The 15,226-nt window shown below is 61.9% G+C and carries 13 protein-coding genes and 1 pseudogene; 11 read left to right on the top strand and 3 right to left on the bottom strand.

All coding sequences use genetic code 11. The annotated features are described in order from the left end of the window. Nucleotide 1: 1 nt before the first annotated feature. From lpxB to GNZ13_RS40510, 3 genes are all read left to right on the top strand, one after another. Nucleotides 2–1,168, top strand: a complete 1,167-nt coding sequence (gene lpxB / locus GNZ13_RS40520; protein WP_172175783.1) for a lipid-A-disaccharide synthase — start codon at nt 2–4, stop codon at nt 1,166–1,168. Continuing rightward, nucleotides 1,165–1,926, top strand: coding sequence for a ribonuclease HII (gene rnhB / locus GNZ13_RS40515; protein WP_172175781.1), 762 nt, complete (start codon nt 1,165–1,167; stop codon nt 1,924–1,926). Before lpxB ends, rnhB begins: the two co-directional genes overlap by 4 nt. A 61-nt stretch (nt 1,927–1,987) precedes the next feature. Continuing rightward, on the top strand, nt 1,988–2,770 hold the full coding sequence (locus GNZ13_RS40510) for a TrmH family RNA methyltransferase (protein WP_172175779.1): 783 nt from the start codon (nt 1,988–1,990) through the stop codon (nt 2,768–2,770). A 76-nt stretch (nt 2,771–2,846) separates the two neighbouring features. On the opposite strand, the gene ppsR is transcribed toward GNZ13_RS40510, so the two are convergent. Next, nucleotides 2,847–3,662, bottom strand: a complete 816-nt coding sequence (gene ppsR, locus GNZ13_RS40505; protein ID WP_172175777.1) for a posphoenolpyruvate synthetase regulatory kinase/phosphorylase PpsR — start codon at nt 3,660–3,662, stop codon at nt 2,847–2,849. Between the two features lie 552 nt (nt 3,663–4,214). Here ppsR and ppsA point away from each other — a divergent pair. From ppsA to GNZ13_RS40490, 3 genes are all read left to right on the top strand, one after another. Continuing rightward, on the top strand, nt 4,215–6,620 hold the full coding sequence (gene ppsA, locus GNZ13_RS40500) for a phosphoenolpyruvate synthase (protein ID WP_172175775.1): 2,406 nt from the start codon (nt 4,215–4,217) through the stop codon (nt 6,618–6,620). A gap of 180 nt (nt 6,621–6,800) precedes the next feature. Next, nucleotides 6,801–7,256 carry an NfeD family protein gene (locus GNZ13_RS40495; RefSeq protein ID WP_172175773.1) on the top strand — a complete coding sequence of 152 codons (456 nt, stop codon included), beginning with the start codon at nt 6,801–6,803 and terminating at the stop codon, nt 7,254–7,256. 63 nt (nt 7,257–7,319) lie between these two features. Next, entirely contained in the window at nt 7,320–8,252 is a 933-nt protein-coding gene (locus tag GNZ13_RS40490) for an SPFH domain-containing protein (RefSeq protein WP_172175771.1), read from the top strand. Between the two features lie 70 nt (nt 8,253–8,322). Here the strand turns inward: GNZ13_RS40490 and smpB are convergent, their stop codons facing one another. After that, nucleotides 8,323–8,769, bottom strand: a complete 447-nt coding sequence (gene smpB / locus GNZ13_RS40485; protein WP_172175769.1) for an SsrA-binding protein SmpB — start codon at nt 8,767–8,769, stop codon at nt 8,323–8,325. Between the two features lie 100 nt (nt 8,770–8,869). Between smpB and GNZ13_RS40480 the strand changes: the two genes are divergently transcribed. Further along, complete coding sequence (locus tag GNZ13_RS40480) at nt 8,870–9,307, top strand: type II toxin-antitoxin system RatA family toxin (RefSeq protein ID WP_172175767.1); 438 nt, start codon at nt 8,870–8,872, stop codon at nt 9,305–9,307. Continuing rightward, complete coding sequence (locus GNZ13_RS40475) at nt 9,304–9,636, top strand: RnfH family protein (RefSeq protein ID WP_172175765.1); 333 nt, start codon at nt 9,304–9,306, stop codon at nt 9,634–9,636. Before GNZ13_RS40480 ends, GNZ13_RS40475 begins: the two co-directional genes overlap by 4 nt. Before the next feature lie 52 nt (nt 9,637–9,688). On the opposite strand, the pseudogene GNZ13_RS40470 reads toward GNZ13_RS40475, so the two are convergent. Continuing rightward, nucleotides 9,689–10,668, bottom strand: a pseudogene (locus tag GNZ13_RS40470) (DMT family transporter). Between the two features lie 359 nt (nt 10,669–11,027). On the opposite strand from GNZ13_RS40470, the gene guaB reads away from it, so the two are divergent. The 3 genes from guaB (at nt 11,028) to guaA (ending at nt 15,013) form a co-directional block, all read left to right on the top strand. Continuing rightward, on the top strand, nt 11,028–12,488 hold the full coding sequence (gene guaB, locus GNZ13_RS40465) for an IMP dehydrogenase (protein WP_172175763.1): 1,461 nt from the start codon (nt 11,028–11,030) through the stop codon (nt 12,486–12,488). A gap of 6 nt (nt 12,489–12,494) precedes the next feature. Next, nucleotides 12,495–13,223: a hypothetical protein gene (locus GNZ13_RS40460; RefSeq protein WP_172175761.1), complete on the top strand. Its 729-nt coding sequence runs from the start codon at nt 12,495–12,497 to the stop codon at nt 13,221–13,223. A gap of 206 nt (nt 13,224–13,429) precedes the next feature. After that, nucleotides 13,430–15,013: a glutamine-hydrolyzing GMP synthase gene (gene guaA / locus GNZ13_RS40455; RefSeq protein WP_172175759.1), complete on the top strand. Its 1,584-nt coding sequence runs from the start codon at nt 13,430–13,432 to the stop codon at nt 15,011–15,013. The last annotated feature ends 213 nt before the right edge of the window (nt 15,014–15,226 follow it).

Genomic DNA, 15,226 nt, shown 5'->3' with positions numbered 1-15,226 from the left:
GATGGCCTTGAACCCGAGTCCGCTGCGCGTCGCGATGGTGGCTGGCGAGCCGTCCGGCGACCTGCTGGCGGCATCGCTGCTCGACGGCCTCGCGAGCCGTCTGCCCGCCGGTACCCAGTATTACGGGATCGGCGGCCCACGCATGATCGCCACGGGCTTCGACGCCCATTGGCCGATGGAAAAACTGACGGTGCGCGGCTATGTCGAAGCACTGCGGCATATTCCCGAGATCCTCGGCATCCGCAACGAACTGAAGCGCCAACTGCTGGCTGAGCCGCCGTCGGTGTTCGTCGGCGTCGATGCACCCGATTTCAACTTCGGCCTCGAGCATCCGTTGCGCGACGCGGGCATTCCGACCGTTCACTTCGTCTGTCCGTCCATCTGGGCGTGGCGGGGCGGGCGCATCAAGAAGATCGCCAAGGCGGTCGACCACATGCTGTGCGTGTTCCCGTTCGAAACGGCGCTGCTGGAAAAGGCAGGCGTCGCGGCGTCCTACGTGGGCCATCCGCTCGCTGACGAGATCCCAATCGAACCCGATACGCTCGGCGCACGCCGCACGCTCGGCCTCGCTGAAAGCGGTCCGATCATCGCGGTGCTGCCGGGCAGCCGGCGCTCGGAGATCGATCTGATCGGTCCGACGTTCTTTGCCGCGATGGAGATGATGCAGCACCAGGAGCCCGGTTTGCGTTTCGTGATGCCGGCGGCCACGCCCGCGCTGCGCGAAATGCTGCGGCCGCTGGTCGATTCGCATCCCGGTCTCGCACTGACCATCACCGACGGCCAGTCGCAAATCGCGATGACGGCGGCCGATGCGATCCTCGTCAAGAGCGGCACGGTGACGCTGGAAGCCGCGCTGCTGAAAAAGCCGATGGTGATCTCGTACAAGGTGCCCTGGTTGACCGGCCAGATCATGCGCCGCCAAGGCTATCTGCCGTACGTCGGCTTGCCGAACATTCTGGCGGGGCGTTTCGTCGTGCCCGAAATTCTGCAGCACTTCGCTACGCCCCAGGCGCTCGCCGAGGCCACGCTGAAACAGTTGCGCGACGAGGCCAACCGGCGCACGCTGACGGAAATCTTCACGGAGATGCATCACGTGCTGAAGCAGAATACCGCGCAGCGTGCGGCGGAAGTCGTGGCGAGCGTCATCGAAAAGCGGAAGGCGCCGTGACCACCGCACGCGCACCGCGCCGCAAGGCTGCGAGCGCTGCAGGCGCGGCGGCGCGGCAGGTCGGTCTGGACTTCGAGACACCGGATGACATCATCTGCGGCGTCGACGAAGCCGGGCGCGGGCCGCTGGCTGGCCCTGTGGTCGCTGCGGCAGTGATTTTCGACCCGTCGAAGCCGATGATTCGCGGCCTCGACGATTCGAAAGCGCTCACCGCCAAAAAGCGCGAGGAGCTATACGACAAGATCGTCGACCGGGCGCTGGCTTACTGTATCGCGTCGGCTAGCGTCGAAGAAATCGATACGCTGAACATCCTGCACGCCACCATGCTGGCGATGAAGCGGGCGGTTGAGGGCCTCTCAGTCGTGCCGACACTCGTGAAAATCGACGGCAATCGCTGCCCGAAGCTAAGCATTCGCAGCGAGGCGGTGATCGGCGGCGATGCCTTGGTCAAGAGCATTTCGGCGGCGTCGATTCTCGCCAAGGTCACGCGCGACCGGATGCTGCTCGAATTGCATCAAACCTATCCGGTCTACGGTTTTAACGCGCATGCCGGCTACGGCACGCCGCAGCATCTCGCGGCGCTGCGCGAACATGGACCCTGTGAGCATCATCGGCGTTCGTTCGCGCCGGTGCGTGAAGCGCATCAGCGTTTCGGCACGGCTTCGAAGCAGTCGGCGGGCGGCGTGATCGTCGTGTCCGGAACGCTCACCGACGCCATGCTCGACAACGACGCCTACGGCGAACGCAGCGGCGCCTGAGCGCCATGTGTGGCCCGGCGCGTCGCCCACTCTTTCCTCATTCTCACTGTCTTCGCTGCCTGTGAAAGCCATCACCTCGCGGGACAATCCGCTCTACAAGCGCCTCAAGGCGCTGGCCGGCTCGACGCACCAGCAGCGTCGTAGCGGTCACGCGCTGCTCGAAGGATTACATCTCGCGAGCGCGTATCTCGACGTCGCCGGGCAGCCGGAAATGTGCATCGTCACCGAGGGCGCGCTGCGTCACGACGAAGCGCAGGCCATCGTGTCGCGCATCGACGAGCACCGTATCGTCACGCTGCCTGACGCGTTATTCGGGCAGTTGTCGAACGTCGTGCACGGTGTCGGGATTCTGCTGCTGGTCGAAAAGCTCGACACGCCGCTGCCGGAGAAGGTCGCGCAAACCTGCCTCGTGCTCGATGGCGTGCAGGACGCCGGCAACGTCGGTTCGATTCTGCGCAGCGCGGCGGCCGCCGGTATTCAGCACGTGTTTTGCGCACCGGGCACCGCGTACGCATGGTCGTCGAAGGTGCTGCGCTCGGGCATGGGCGCGCATTTTCTGCTGCAAATCCACGAGGATGTCGAAGCGCAAGTATTGATCGAGCGCCTCGCGGTGCCAGTCGTCATTACGGATTCGCACGGTGCCGAGGCGATCTATGACTGCGATCTGAGTGGACCGCTCGCGTGGGTGTTCGGTAACGAAGGGGCGGGCGTATCGCAGACCTGGCGCGATGCGGTTTCGTTGCGGGTGACGATTCCTCAGCCGGGTGGCATGGAATCGCTCAACGTGGCGGCTGCGGCGGCTGTCTGTGTGTTCGAACAATGCCGCCAGCAGCGCCGCGCGTGACCTTGCACTGACTTCGGGTCTGAGGCGACCTCCGCGGTCACCTCAGCGCCACGCGCGTGGGTAAAACAGGCCGTGCTCAGTAAACCGGCCGGTCCAGCCTGATCTCCTGCAGGATCGTCGTCGCGATCTCTTCGATCGACTTATGCGTCGACGACAACCACTTGACCCCTTCGCGCCGCATCATGGCTTCGGCTTCATTGATTTCGTAGCGGCAATTTTCCGGAGCAGCATACTTGCTGCCCGGCCGACGCTCATTACGAATCTCCGACAGCCGCTGCGGATCGATCGACAACCCAAACATCTTCTGCCGATGCGCCAATAGCGGCGTAGGCAGTTTGCCACGCTCGAAGTCTTCCGGAATCAGCGGGTAGTTTGCTGCTTTCACACCGTACTGCATGGCCAGATACAGGCTCGTTGGCGTCTTGCCGCTGCGCGATACGCCCACCAGAATCACATCGGCATCGGCCAGATTGCGGTTCGATTGACCGTCGTCGTGGGCGAGCGAGAAGTTGATCGCTTCGATCCGGTTCTTGTACTCCTCGGTATCCGCGTTCTGGTGGCCGCGGCCCATCGCGTGGCTCGACTTGAGCTCCAGTTCCTGTTCGAGCGGCTCGACGAAGGTCTGGAACATGTCCAGCACGAGCGCATTCGAGCGCTTGACGATCTGATTCGATGCGCTGTCCACCAGCGTCGTAAAGACAATAGGACGGCGGCCGTCTTGCTGGATCGCTTCGTTGATCTTTTCTAGCGTGGCGTAGGCTTTTTCCGTCGAGTCGACGAAGGGCACGCGAACCAGGCGGAATTTCTGGTCGAACTGGGAGAGGATCGAATGCGCGAAGGTTTCGGCAGTGATCCCGGTACCGTCGGAGACGATGAATACGGTGGGCGGCATCAGTGGGGCTGGGGAACGTGAGCGGGAAAAAGCGCTCGAATGAAACATCGCTGCATCGACGTCGCTGCACGGTGGCTAACCGGAGATTGCAGCGGCGTCATGTCAGCGCGCCGTGGGCACCGCAACTGCGCCCGGATGGCGGCGGGGCCTCGCAACAAAAGCCCGTCAGCCGGTCCGGGGCGCGATTCGAGGCGCAATTCTCGTCCGACTGTCACATTTTGAGAGTCGGCACGGTAGAATAGCGGCAACCTGTTGGATAAGCAATTGCAGGCGATTGGCGTCTAACTCACCGCGAACGGTCGGTCAACGCCACGCTTTGCGCCGGTAACTTGCGGCAAATTGAGAGATTAGGGTGGATCGATCGGTAATTTCGTCCATCCGCTTTCTACGTCGTGCATCTGGCGCTTGTTGGTGCTTCCGGGCGCTTCCGGCCATTTGTAGCGATTGCTTCTCCAACAGGTTGTGCAAGACGCGAGGTCACGCTTCCAATGGGCGTCTCGCGTTCAAGCCCACTTGCACAGCCGTGAATTTCTTTCACACTTAGGGGCTTGTATGACTAACGCAGTTACCGTCGCAAAGGAAGAGGCGTATGTAGTTCCGTTTGAGCAGTTGCGGATGACCGATGTGGAGATTGTCGGCGGCAAGAACGCGTCGCTGGGCGAGATGATCAGTCAGCTCGCCGAAGCCGGCGTGCGCGTGCCAACTGGCTTCGCCACCACGGCGCTGGCTTTCCGTGACTTCCTGCATCACAACAATCTGACTGACCGCATTGCCAAGCGTCTCGAAACGTTCGACGTCGACGACGTGAAGGCGCTCGCCGAAGCGGGCAAGGAGATCCGTCAATGGATCGTCGATGCCCCGATGCAGCCGCGTCTCGAAGCGGATATCCGCGCAGGTTTCGACACCCTGCAAAAAAGCTCGCCTGAAGAGTTGTCGTTTGCCGTGCGTTCATCGGCAACGGCAGAAGACTTGCCGGACGCATCGTTCGCGGGTCAGCAGGAAAGCTATCTCAACGTGGTCGGCATCGACGAGGTGCTCGATCGCATGAAGCACGTGTTCGCGTCGCTGTACAACGACCGTGCTATCTCCTATCGCGTCCACAAAGGCTTCACCCACGCTGAAGTCGCGTTGTCGGCAGGCGTGCAGCGCATGGTGCGCTCGGACGTCGGTGCGGCAGGCGTGATGTTCACGCTGGACACGGAATCCGGTTTCAAGGACGCCGTCTTCATCACGTCGAGCTACGGCCTGGGCGAAACGGTCGTGCAGGGCGCCGTGAATCCGGACGAGTTCTACGTCTTCAAGACCACGCTCGCACAAGGCAAGTACCCGATCATCCGCCGTTCGATCGGCTCGAAGCTGATCAAGATGGAATTCACCAAGGCTGGTGAGCAAGGCCGCGTGAAGACCGTCGACGTCGCGCACGAGCAGCGCAACCGTTTCTCGATCACCGACGAAGACGTGATCGAACTCGCGAAATACGCCGTCATCATTGAAAAGCACTACGAGCGTCCGATGGACATCGAGTGGGGCAAGGACGGCCGCGACGGCAAGATCTTCATTCTGCAGGCGCGTCCGGAAACGGTGAAGAGCCAGGCTGCAGGCAAGGCCGAGCAACGCTTCAAGCTGAAGGGCCAATCGAACGTGCTGGCTACCGGCCGTGCAATCGGCCAGAAGATCGGCGCGGGTCCCGTGCGCGTGATTCACGATCCGTCGGAAATGGACCGTGTGCAGCCGGGCGACGTACTCGTGGCCGACATGACCGACCCGAACTGGGAGCCGGTGATGAAGCGCGCATCCGCAATCGTCACGAACCGTGGCGGCCGTACGTGTCACGCGGCAATTATCGCGCGTGAGCTGGGCGTGCCGGCCGTGGTGGGCTGCGGCGACGCCACCGACGTGCTGAAGGAAGGCGCGCTGGTGACGGTGTCGTGCGCTGAGGGCGACGAAGGCAAGATCTACGACGGTCTGCTCGAAACCGAAATCACCGAAGTGCAGCGCGGCGAACTGCCGCCGATTCCGGTGAAGATCATGATGAACGTGGGCAACCCGCAACTGGCCTTCGACTTCTCGCAGTTGCCCAACGGCGGCGTGGGTCTGGCGCGGCTCGAGTTCATCATCAACAACAACATCGGCGTTCACCCGAAGGCGATTCTCGAGTACCCGAACATCGATCAGGACCTGAAGAAGGCCGTGGAAAGCGTGGCGCGTGGCCACGCATCGCCGCGCGCGTTCTATGTCGACAAGCTGACCGAAGGTATCGCCACGATCGCCGCGGCGTTCTATCCGAAGCCCGTGATCGTGCGTCTGTCGGACTTCAAGTCGAACGAGTACAAGAAGCTGATCGGCGGTTCGCGTTACGAGCCGGACGAAGAAAACCCGATGCTGGGCTTCCGTGGCGCATCGCGCTACATCGCTGACGACTTCGCCGAAGCGTTCCAGATGGAATGCATCGCGCTGAAGAAGGTGCGTGAAGAGATGGGCCTCGACAACGTCGAGATCATGGTGCCGTTCGTGCGTACGCTGAAGCAGGCGGAACGCGTGGTGGGGCTGCTGGAGAAGTTCGGTCTGAAGCGCGGTGAGAAGGGCTTGCGCCTGATCATGATGTGCGAAGTGCCGTCGAACGCGATTCTCGCCGAAGAATTCCTGCAATTCTTCGACGGTTTCTCGATCGGTTCGAACGACTTGACGCAGCTCACGCTCGGCCTCGACCGCGACTCGGGCATGGAACTGCTGGCAGTCGATTTCGACGAGCGCGACCCGGCCGTCAAGTTCTTGTTGAAGCGCGCGATCGACACGTGTCTGCGACTGAACAAGTACGTCGGTATCTGCGGCCAGGGCCCGTCGGATCATCCTGACTTCGCGCAATGGCTGACCGATGAAGGCATCAAGTCGATCTCGCTGAACCCGGACTCGATCATCGAGACGTGGCAGAAGTTGGCGAAGTCGTCGGCGAAGTAAGCGAAGTAAAAAAGCGAAATAAATAAGCGCGGGGCAGGTGCCTGATAAGCGGCTTGCATAAAGGGCTATGCGGTATGTCAAAAGCACGTAAAAGCGTGCTGCACCGCCCGGTAAAATGCACCCGCTTCGTGCTATAAACACCCCGGTAGATCCGGGGTGTTTTGCTTTGTGGAGGTCGACGTGGCGCCAGGTGGATTGTTCTGGTGGATCGGGGCGGGTGTGCTTGTCGCGCTGGAGTTGATCAGCGGCACTTTCTATTTGCTGATGATCGCGTTGGGTTGTGTGGCGGCAGCCATTGCCCGTATTGCGGGCGCCGCCGCCGACCTGCAGTTTGCGATAGCAGCCGTCGTGGCGCTGGCGGCAGTCCTGTTGCTGAGGCGCTCGCGCTTTGGCCGCAGAACGCGTAAGGAAGCGTCGAAAAACCCGGACGTCAATCTCGACATCGGCCAGACGTTGAGCGTGCCGGCGTGGCACGAGCGCCGGGCGCGCGCCAATTACCGCGGGGCGGCATGGGACGTCGAACTGGCTGCTGGCGAACCCGAAGATGCACAGTTTTATGAAATCGCCGAGATGCGTGGCAGTTGCCTCGTCGTCGTGGCCAGCCGGCAGGCGAAAGCCAAGGCAAACGTGGACTGAACTCGCACCAACGCGTGCACAGAACCACGCACAACTATTCGAACTAAGGACCGGAGGGCAGTAATGGACTCAACCATCGTCGGGGCGGTGCTTCTGATTATCGTGATCGTGCTGGCGGCACAGACGCTCAAGATCGTGCCGCAGCAGCATGCGTGGGTGCTGGAGCGGCTCGGCCGCTATCACCGTACGCTGACCCCGGGCTTGAGCTTCGCGTTTCCGTTCGTTGACCGGATCGCGTACAAGCACATCCTCAAGGAAATCCCGCTCGAAGTGCCGAGCCAGGTGTGTATTACGCGCGACAACACGCAATTGCAGGTGGATGGCGTGCTGTATTTCCAGGTCACCGATCCCATGAAGGCATCGTATGGCTCGAGCAACTTCGTGTTCGCGATTACGCAGTTATCGCAGACCACGCTGCGTTCTGTGATCGGCAAACTCGAACTCGACAAGACTTTCGAAGAGCGCGACTTCATCAATCACAGCATCGTGTCGTCGCTCGACGAAGCAGCGTCGAACTGGGGCGTCAAGGTGTTGCGCTACGAGATCAAGGACCTGACGCCGCCCAAGGAAATTCTTCACGCAATGCAGGCGCAGATCACCGCCGAGCGCGAGAAGCGTGCGCTGATTGCGGCATCCGAAGGGCGTAAGCAGGAGCAGATCAATATCGCGTCCGGCGGCCGCGAGGCGGCGATCCAGAAGTCGGAAGGCGAACGGCAGGCGGCGATCAATCAGGCGCAGGGGCAGGCGTCGGCGATTCTGGCGGTGGCTGAGGCTAACTCACAGGCGATTCAGAAGATCGCTGCGGCAATCCAGTCGAACGGCGGGATGGAAGCAGTGAACCTCAAGGTGGCCGAGCAGTATGTGAACGCGTTCGGTAACCTAGCAAAGCAGGGCACTACGCTGATCGTGCCGGGCAATCTGGCGGATATGAGTTCGATGATCGCGTCGGCGCTGACGATCGTGAACAAGGGGAAGGGCGCGACCGAAGCGCGCTGATTCAGGTTTTTTTCTTGCCGAAAAAATGGCCCGCAAAATCAGCGGGCCATTTTTCGTTGAATTGCCACGATCACGACGGCGAGCGCATCAGACGCGCCTTCTCGCGTTCCCAGTCGCGCTTCTTTTCGGTCTCGCGCTTGTCATGCTGCTTCTTACCCTTGGCCAGCCCAATTTCGCATTTGACCCGGCCGCCTTTGTAATGGAAGTTCAGCGGCACGAGCGTGTAGCCGCGCTGCTCGACTTTGCCGATCAGTTTGCTGATTTCCTCGCTATGCAGCAGCAGCTTGCGCGTGCGCACCGGGTCCGGGTGGATGTGGGTCGAGGCTTCGGGCAGCGGGCTGATGTGCGTGCCGATCAGGAACAGTTCGTTATCGCGGATCACCACGTAACCTTCCTTGATCTGGCCGCGCCCGGCGCGCAGCGCCTTGACCTCCCATCCTTCGAGCACGAGCCCTGCTTCATAGCGTTCTTCGACTGAGTAGTCGTAGAAGGCTTTTCTGTTGTCGATGATGCTCATGAATGGAAAGTGCCCAACTCGTTTAAAATCACGATTTTAGCAAAGCGGGGCAAGGAAAGCCCGCGGCGCTTGTCCACCCTTGCCACGCGCTGTTCAATCTATGGCAGATGTCCAGAAAACCGTGTTGATCCGCCATTCGGCGGAACAGATGTTCGACCTCGTTACCGACGTCGCCGATTACCCCAACTTCCTGCCTTGGTGCGGGGGCGTCGAAATCCGCTGCCAGGACGAAACCGGCATGGAGGCGAAGATCGATATCAACTTCAAGGGCATCAAGCAGCATTTCGCTACGCATAACACCATGGAGCGGCCCACGCGCATCGATATGGAATTCGCGGACGGCCCATTTCGCAAATTCACCGGCTTCTGGCGTTTTACGCCGTTGCGCGCGGATGCTTGCAAGATCGAATTCGCGTTGCACTACGAATTCACCAACATCATTCTCGAGAAGATCATTGGACCGGTGTTTAGCCACATCGCCAACACCTTCGTCGAATCGTTCGTGAAGCGCGCCGATCAGCGCTACGGTAAGGCATGAGCGCGCGCTTGTCGATTGAAGTCTGCTACGCGCTCGCTGATGAGCAGACGCTGATCGCCGTGGAATTGCCGGAAGGCGCCACGCTGCAGCAGGCGCTCGACGCGAGCGGCATCTTGCAGCGCTATCCGCAGATCGATCTGGGCACGCAGAAGGTCGGCGTGTTTGGCAAGCTCAAGCCGTTGGATACGGTACTCTCCGACCACGATCGCGTCGAGATTTACCGGCCCCTGTTGGTGGATCCGAAGCTCTCGCGTCAACGGCGCGTCGAGAAAACCCGCAAGGCGGGCTCGATCGAAGGGCGCCGCTGGCAGAACAAGGATTCGCGTTGAGCGCGTCTTGTTTTGTTGCTGTGGCGGACGGCGGCGCCGAGGGTGCCTCGTCTCAATGCACCGAAGGCTGCGCCTTTTCCTCAATCGATGCCGCGCCGGACGCATCGTCGTCCGCATGCTGGCGCACGGACCAACACACCCCTGCCACCAGTAGCAGGATCGCCGCGGTTTCCAGCGGGCGCGGCAGGCGCTGGTCGTAGATGAACGCGTAGAGCAGCGCGAATAGCGTCTCGAACACGATCATCTGGCCGGACAGGGTGAGCGGCAGCCGTTTCGACGCGGCATTCCACAGCCCGTTGCCGAGCCATGACGCGCCGGTTGCGAGGCCCAGATTCAGCATCCAGAAGGTGTGCCAGCGCTCGTCGCTAAGCGCCCCCTGCAGGCTGCCAGACGGCATGACAGCGACCACACCAGCCACAATCCCGCGCCGAGCGCGCCAGTCACCACACCCCACAGCACCGACCACTCATTGCCGCTGAAATGCGTCTGGCGCTGCAGATAGCGGGCGTTTTCGACCGCGAACCAGGTCCAGCAGGCGAGTGCGCCGATCGCGCAGGCGAGGCCGAGGAATTTCGTCGCGATACTCACTGGCGTGCTGTCAGCTACCGTAAAGACGTCGATGTTGATGCAGGCGATGCCGGCCACCACCAGCGAAAGCGGCCATACGAGGCGGGCGAGCGGCACCGCGCCATGATCGCGCCGGCCGAGCAGCGTCACCGTGACCGGCAGCACGCCGACGATTAGCGATGCCGGTGCGATGCCGATCATATGGACGGCTGCGGTCAGCAGCAGGTAGTAGAGCAGGTTGCCGGCCAAGGCCAGTTTGACCAGTGCGCCGAGATCTTCGCGGGTCAGGCGTTTGACCAGCGAACGCGCCATCGGCAGCGCGGCGGCCAGCGAGACGATGCCGTACATCGTGTAGCGGCCGGCGCTCAGCAGCAGCGGCGAAAAATCTGGCAGCACGCGCGGCACCAGAAACACCATGCCCCATAAGGCCCCGGCCATTACTCCATATGCCACACCGCGCTGCATCGACTGCCCCTGCAAGAAAAGCTGGAATGGTCGGCAGAATAGCCGTTGGGCGGGCAGGGTGTCTTGTTTGATTCTGCATTCCAGCGGTTTTATCCGGCCTGTTCAGGCGCCTTTTAACTTCCGCGCGGTGGCTCGGTGGCGTGGAAGCCCTCCGAATTGCCCACGCTCGAACCGGGCGGCACCTCCATGCACCCGAACGCGCAAACGAAACCGGATCGAACCCGAGGCGAACCGGGAAGCGAAATCGAAGGGCCCGAAGTCACGAAAAAAATTCCCTGAAATTCGCTAAGCTGCTGTTAGTGCAGTGAAAACCGGGGAGGTATCGCGTATAATTCGCTTTTGCGCCTATAGGATTTGCCATGCGTCTGATCCAAACAGCACTCACGTTCGATGACGTGCTCCTCGTCCCGGCTTTCTCCGATGTTCTGCCGCGCGACACCAGCCTCAAGACCCGGCTGACCCGCAACATCTCCCTGAATATGCCGCTCGTGTCCGCCGCCATGGACACCGTCACCGAAGCCCGTCTCGCGATCGCGATGGCGCAAATGGGTGGCGTGGGCATCATCCACAAGAATCTCACGCCGGCCGAACAGGCGCGTGAAGTTGCCAAGGTCAAGCGCTTCGAATCGGGCGTCGTGCGCGATCCGATCACCGTGCCGCCGCAAATGAAGGTGCGCGACGTCATCGCGCTGTCACGCCAGCATGGCATTTCGGGCTTCCCGGTCGTCGAAGGCGCGCAACTGATCGGTATCGTCACGAACCGTGACTTGCGCTTCGAAGAGCGTTTGGACGAGCCGGTGCGCAACATCATGACGCCGCGCGAGCGCCTCGTCACCGTCAAGGAAGGCACGCCGCTCGCCGAAGCCAAGGCGCTGATGCACAGCCATCGCCTCGAGCGCGTACTGGTCATCAACGACGCATTCGAACTGCGCGGCCTGATGACCGTCAAGGACATCACCAAGCAAACCGAACACCCGGACGCGTGTAAAGACGAACACGGCAAGCTGCGCGCAGGCGCGGCGGTCGGCGTGGGCGAAGACAACGAAGAGCGCGTGGCGCTGCTGGTGCAGGCGGGCGTCGACGTGATCGTCGTCGATACCGCGCACGGTCATAGCAAGGGCGTGCTCGAGCGCGTCAAGTGGGTCAAGCAGAACTTCCCGCATGTCGAAGTGATCGGCGGCAACATCGCCACCGCTGCGGCGGCCAAGGCGCTCGTCGAATACGGCGCAGACGGCGTGAAGGTCGGTATCGGCCCGGGCTCGATCTGCACGACGCGGATCGTTGCCGGCGTGGGTGTGCCGCAAGTCACCGCGATCTCGAACGTGTCGGAAGCGCTGAAGGGCACGGGTGTGCCGGTCATCGCCGACGGCGGTGTGCGTTTCTCGGGCGACGTCAGCAAGGCGCTGGCCGCCGGCGCGAATTCCGTGATGATGGGCAGCATGTTCGCCGGCACAGAAGAAGCGCCGGGCGACGTGTTCCTGTTCCAGGGCCGCCAGTACAAGTCGTACCGTGGCATGGGCTCGGTCGGCGCGATGAAAGACGGCGCCGCAGACCGCTACTTCCAGGACAACTCCGCGAACATCGACAAGCTGGTGCCGGAAGGTATCGAAGGCCGCGTCGCCTATAAGGGCTCGGTCAACGCGATCCTGTTCCAGTTGATCGGCGGCGTGCGCGCCAGCATGGGCTACTGCGGTTGCCGCACGATCTCGGAGATGAACGACAAGGCCGAGTTCGTGCAGATCACGGGCGCGGGCTTGCGCGAGTCGCATGTGCATGACGTGCAGATCACCAAGGAAGCGCCCAACTACCACGTGGATTAATCGCCAATGAAGCCATTGCTGCGCGCTGTACTTATCCTCGATGCGTTGTTGCTGCTTGCGTTCGGTCTGCTGTTTCTGCTGACGCCCTGGACTTCGTTGTACAACGCGCTGCTATTGGTGCAAACCCAGCCGGCTCTGGTCGGCCAGGGGTTTGGCGTGGCGCTGATCGGACTCGCGTGGCTCGCTTTGCACGCGTCGATCGACGGCGCGCTGACGTCGACGGTTGCCAAGGTCGTCGGCCATGTGAACTGGCTGACCGGCGTGCTGATGCTGGTCTGGCTGCTCGGGCTGCATACGCCGGCGCTGACTGGCTTCGGGCAAATCATCGCGGTGCTGACCGGTGTCGTGTTGCTGGTGGTCGGCCTGGGTGGTGTGCGCCTGTCGGGCGCGGTGCGGCGGCGTGAAAAGGTGCGGCTGGGTGAAGCCGCTGCCGCCGAGCGCGCCGAAAAGCAGGCTGCGAAAGATGCCGCCAAAGACGCTGCCAACAAACGCGATTCCGCTCGTGCGACGGCGGGCTTTCCGGCCTATCGCGCGGAACCGGTCGTCGAGCCTGTTATGCCGGTGACACAGCCCGTAAGTCCTGTTTCGGCAGCGCCGCTTCATTCGGTGGTCGACGAACCGGGCCTGACGGCATCTGAGCGCGCCGCACGGGCCGAGACTGCAGCCGCGCGCGACGACGCCCGTAACGCCGCTGCCGACGCACCTGGTGCGCCCCGGCCGCCGTTTCATGGTTGACGCGCCAAGCGCCAGAACGCCTGCCGAAGCTACCGGATTCCGTTCGTGCGCGCAGCAGCAGGTGAGTGCCTGCTGCGCCCGCTGGTCCAGCACGCTTCATCGTCCCGCTTCATGCTCGATCGTCCCCACGTGGACTGCTTTGAATTCAACGCCGCGCTTCATGCGCGGTATCCCGTATCCGTTCACTTTTGACTCCGTCCGCTGCCATGCATGACAAGATCCTGATCCTCGACTTCGGTTCGCAAGTCACCCAACTGATTGCACGTCGCGTTCGCGAAGCCAACGTGTATTCGGAAATTCATCCGTACGACGTCGATGCGTCGTTCATTCGCGATTTCGCGCCGAAGGGCGTGATCCTCTCCGGCGGCCCGAGCTCGGTCACCGAAACGGATACGCCGCGCGTGCCGCAAGCGGTGTTCGAACTCGGCGTGCCCGTGCTGGGCATTTGCTACGGCATGCAGGCGATGGCCGAGCAGCTCGGCGGCAAGGTCGATATCGGCCACTTGCGCGAATTCGGCTACGCGGAAGTGCGTGCGCGCAACCATACGAGCCTGCTCGAAGGCATCAACGACTTCACCACGCCGGAAGGTCACGGCATGCTGAAGGTGTGGATGAGCCACGGCGACAAGGTGCTGGAAATGCCGCCTGGCTTCCAGTTGATGGCGTCGACGGAATCGTGCCCGATCGCGGCGATGGCTGACGAAAAGCGCCATTTCTACGGTCTGCAATGGCACCCGGAAGTGACGCACACCGTGCAAGGCCGCGCGATGCTCGAACGCTTCGTGCTGCAGATTTGCGGTGCGCAGCCCGACTGGGAAATGGGCCACTACATCGACGAAGCCGTCGCGAAGATTCGCGAGCAGGTGGGTAACGAGCATGTGATTCTGGGCTTGTCGGGCGGCGTGGATTCGTCGGTGGCGGCGGCGCTGCTGCACCGCGCGATCGGCGATCAGTTGACCTGCGTGTTCGTCGATCACGGCCTCTTGCGGTTGAACGAAGCCGAGCAGGTGATGGCGACTTTCGCCGATCACCTCGGCGTGAAGGTGATCCACGTCGACGCGAGCGAAGTGTTCCTGTCGAAGCTGGCCGGCGTGACCGATCCGGAAGCCAAGCGCAAGATCATCGGCGCGGAATTCGTCGAAGTGTTCCAGACCGAAGCCAACAAGCTGACCGATGCGAAGTGGCTTGCGCAAGGCACGATCTATCCGGACGTGATCGAATCGGCCGGCAAGGGCAAGAAGGCGACGCAGACCATCAAGAGCCACCACAACGTGGGCGGCCTGCCCGAGACGCTGAATCTGAAGCTGCTCGAGCCGCTGCGTGAACTGTTCAAGGACGAAGTGCGCGAACTTGGCGTGAAGCTCGGTTTGCCGCCGGCCATGGTGTATCGCCACCCGTTCCCGGGCCCGGGTCTCGGCGTGCGGATTCTCGGCGAAGTGCGCCGTGATTTCGCCGATCTGCTGCGTCGCGCGGACGCGATTTTCATCGAGACGCTGCGCACCTTCATCGACAAGGAAACCGGCAAGTCTTGGTACGACCTGACGAGCCAGGCGTTCGCGGTGTTCCTGCCGGTGAAGAGCGTTGGCGTGATGGGCGATGGCCGGACTTACGAGTATGTCGTTGCGCTGCGCGCTGTGCAGACGCTGGACTTCATGACCGCGCATTGGGCGCATCTGCCGCACGAGTTGCTGGGGCATGTGTCGAACCGCATCATTAATGAAGTGCGCGGGATTAACCGGGTGGTGTATGACATCTCGGGTAAGCCGCCAGCGACGATCGAGTGGGAATGAATTAGACTGCTCCCAAGTCGTTCCGGGAGCTCCGGTTCCCCCCTGTTTTTCCTTTAAAAAACATGAGGTTATTGTCTGGTATGGTAACTTCTCAATAACCTGGGGCGAGCGTCGGCGTACTGCTCAAGCAGGCAGAACGATGCGTTGTTCGAGGAGGTGAGGCAGGAGGGGAATCTGATCGGTGCATGAGATGCGGTCGCTCAGGTAGTCCCA

Origin of the sequence: Paraburkholderia elongata (genome assembly GCF_013177735.1) — a bacterium.
Taxonomy (GTDB): Bacteria; Pseudomonadota; Gammaproteobacteria; order Burkholderiales; family Burkholderiaceae; genus Paraburkholderia; species Paraburkholderia elongata.
This window is presented reverse-complemented; position numbering and strand designations above follow the sequence as displayed.

Excerpts from the sequence above, each read along its gene's own strand:
- lpxB (WP_172175783.1), top strand. The coding sequence starts at position 2 with ATGGCCTTGAACCCGAGTCCGCTGCGCGTCGCGATGGTGGCTGGCGAG.
- ppsR (WP_172175777.1), bottom strand. The coding sequence starts at position 3,662 with ATGCCGCCCACCGTATTCATCGTCTCCGACGGTACCGGGATCACTGCC.
- ppsA (WP_172175775.1), top strand. The coding sequence starts at position 4,215 with ATGACTAACGCAGTTACCGTCGCAAAGGAAGAGGCGTATGTAGTTCCG.
- GNZ13_RS40490 (WP_172175771.1), top strand. The coding sequence starts at position 7,320 with ATGGACTCAACCATCGTCGGGGCGGTGCTTCTGATTATCGTGATCGTG.
- smpB (WP_172175769.1), bottom strand. The coding sequence starts at position 8,769 with ATGAGCATCATCGACAACAGAAAAGCCTTCTACGACTACTCAGTCGAA.
- GNZ13_RS40480 (WP_172175767.1), top strand. The coding sequence starts at position 8,870 with ATGGCAGATGTCCAGAAAACCGTGTTGATCCGCCATTCGGCGGAACAG.
- GNZ13_RS40475 (WP_172175765.1), top strand. The coding sequence starts at position 9,304 with ATGAGCGCGCGCTTGTCGATTGAAGTCTGCTACGCGCTCGCTGATGAG.
- guaB (WP_172175763.1), top strand. The coding sequence starts at position 11,028 with ATGCGTCTGATCCAAACAGCACTCACGTTCGATGACGTGCTCCTCGTC.
- GNZ13_RS40460 (WP_172175761.1), top strand. The coding sequence starts at position 12,495 with ATGAAGCCATTGCTGCGCGCTGTACTTATCCTCGATGCGTTGTTGCTG.
- guaA (WP_172175759.1), top strand. The coding sequence starts at position 13,430 with ATGCATGACAAGATCCTGATCCTCGACTTCGGTTCGCAAGTCACCCAA.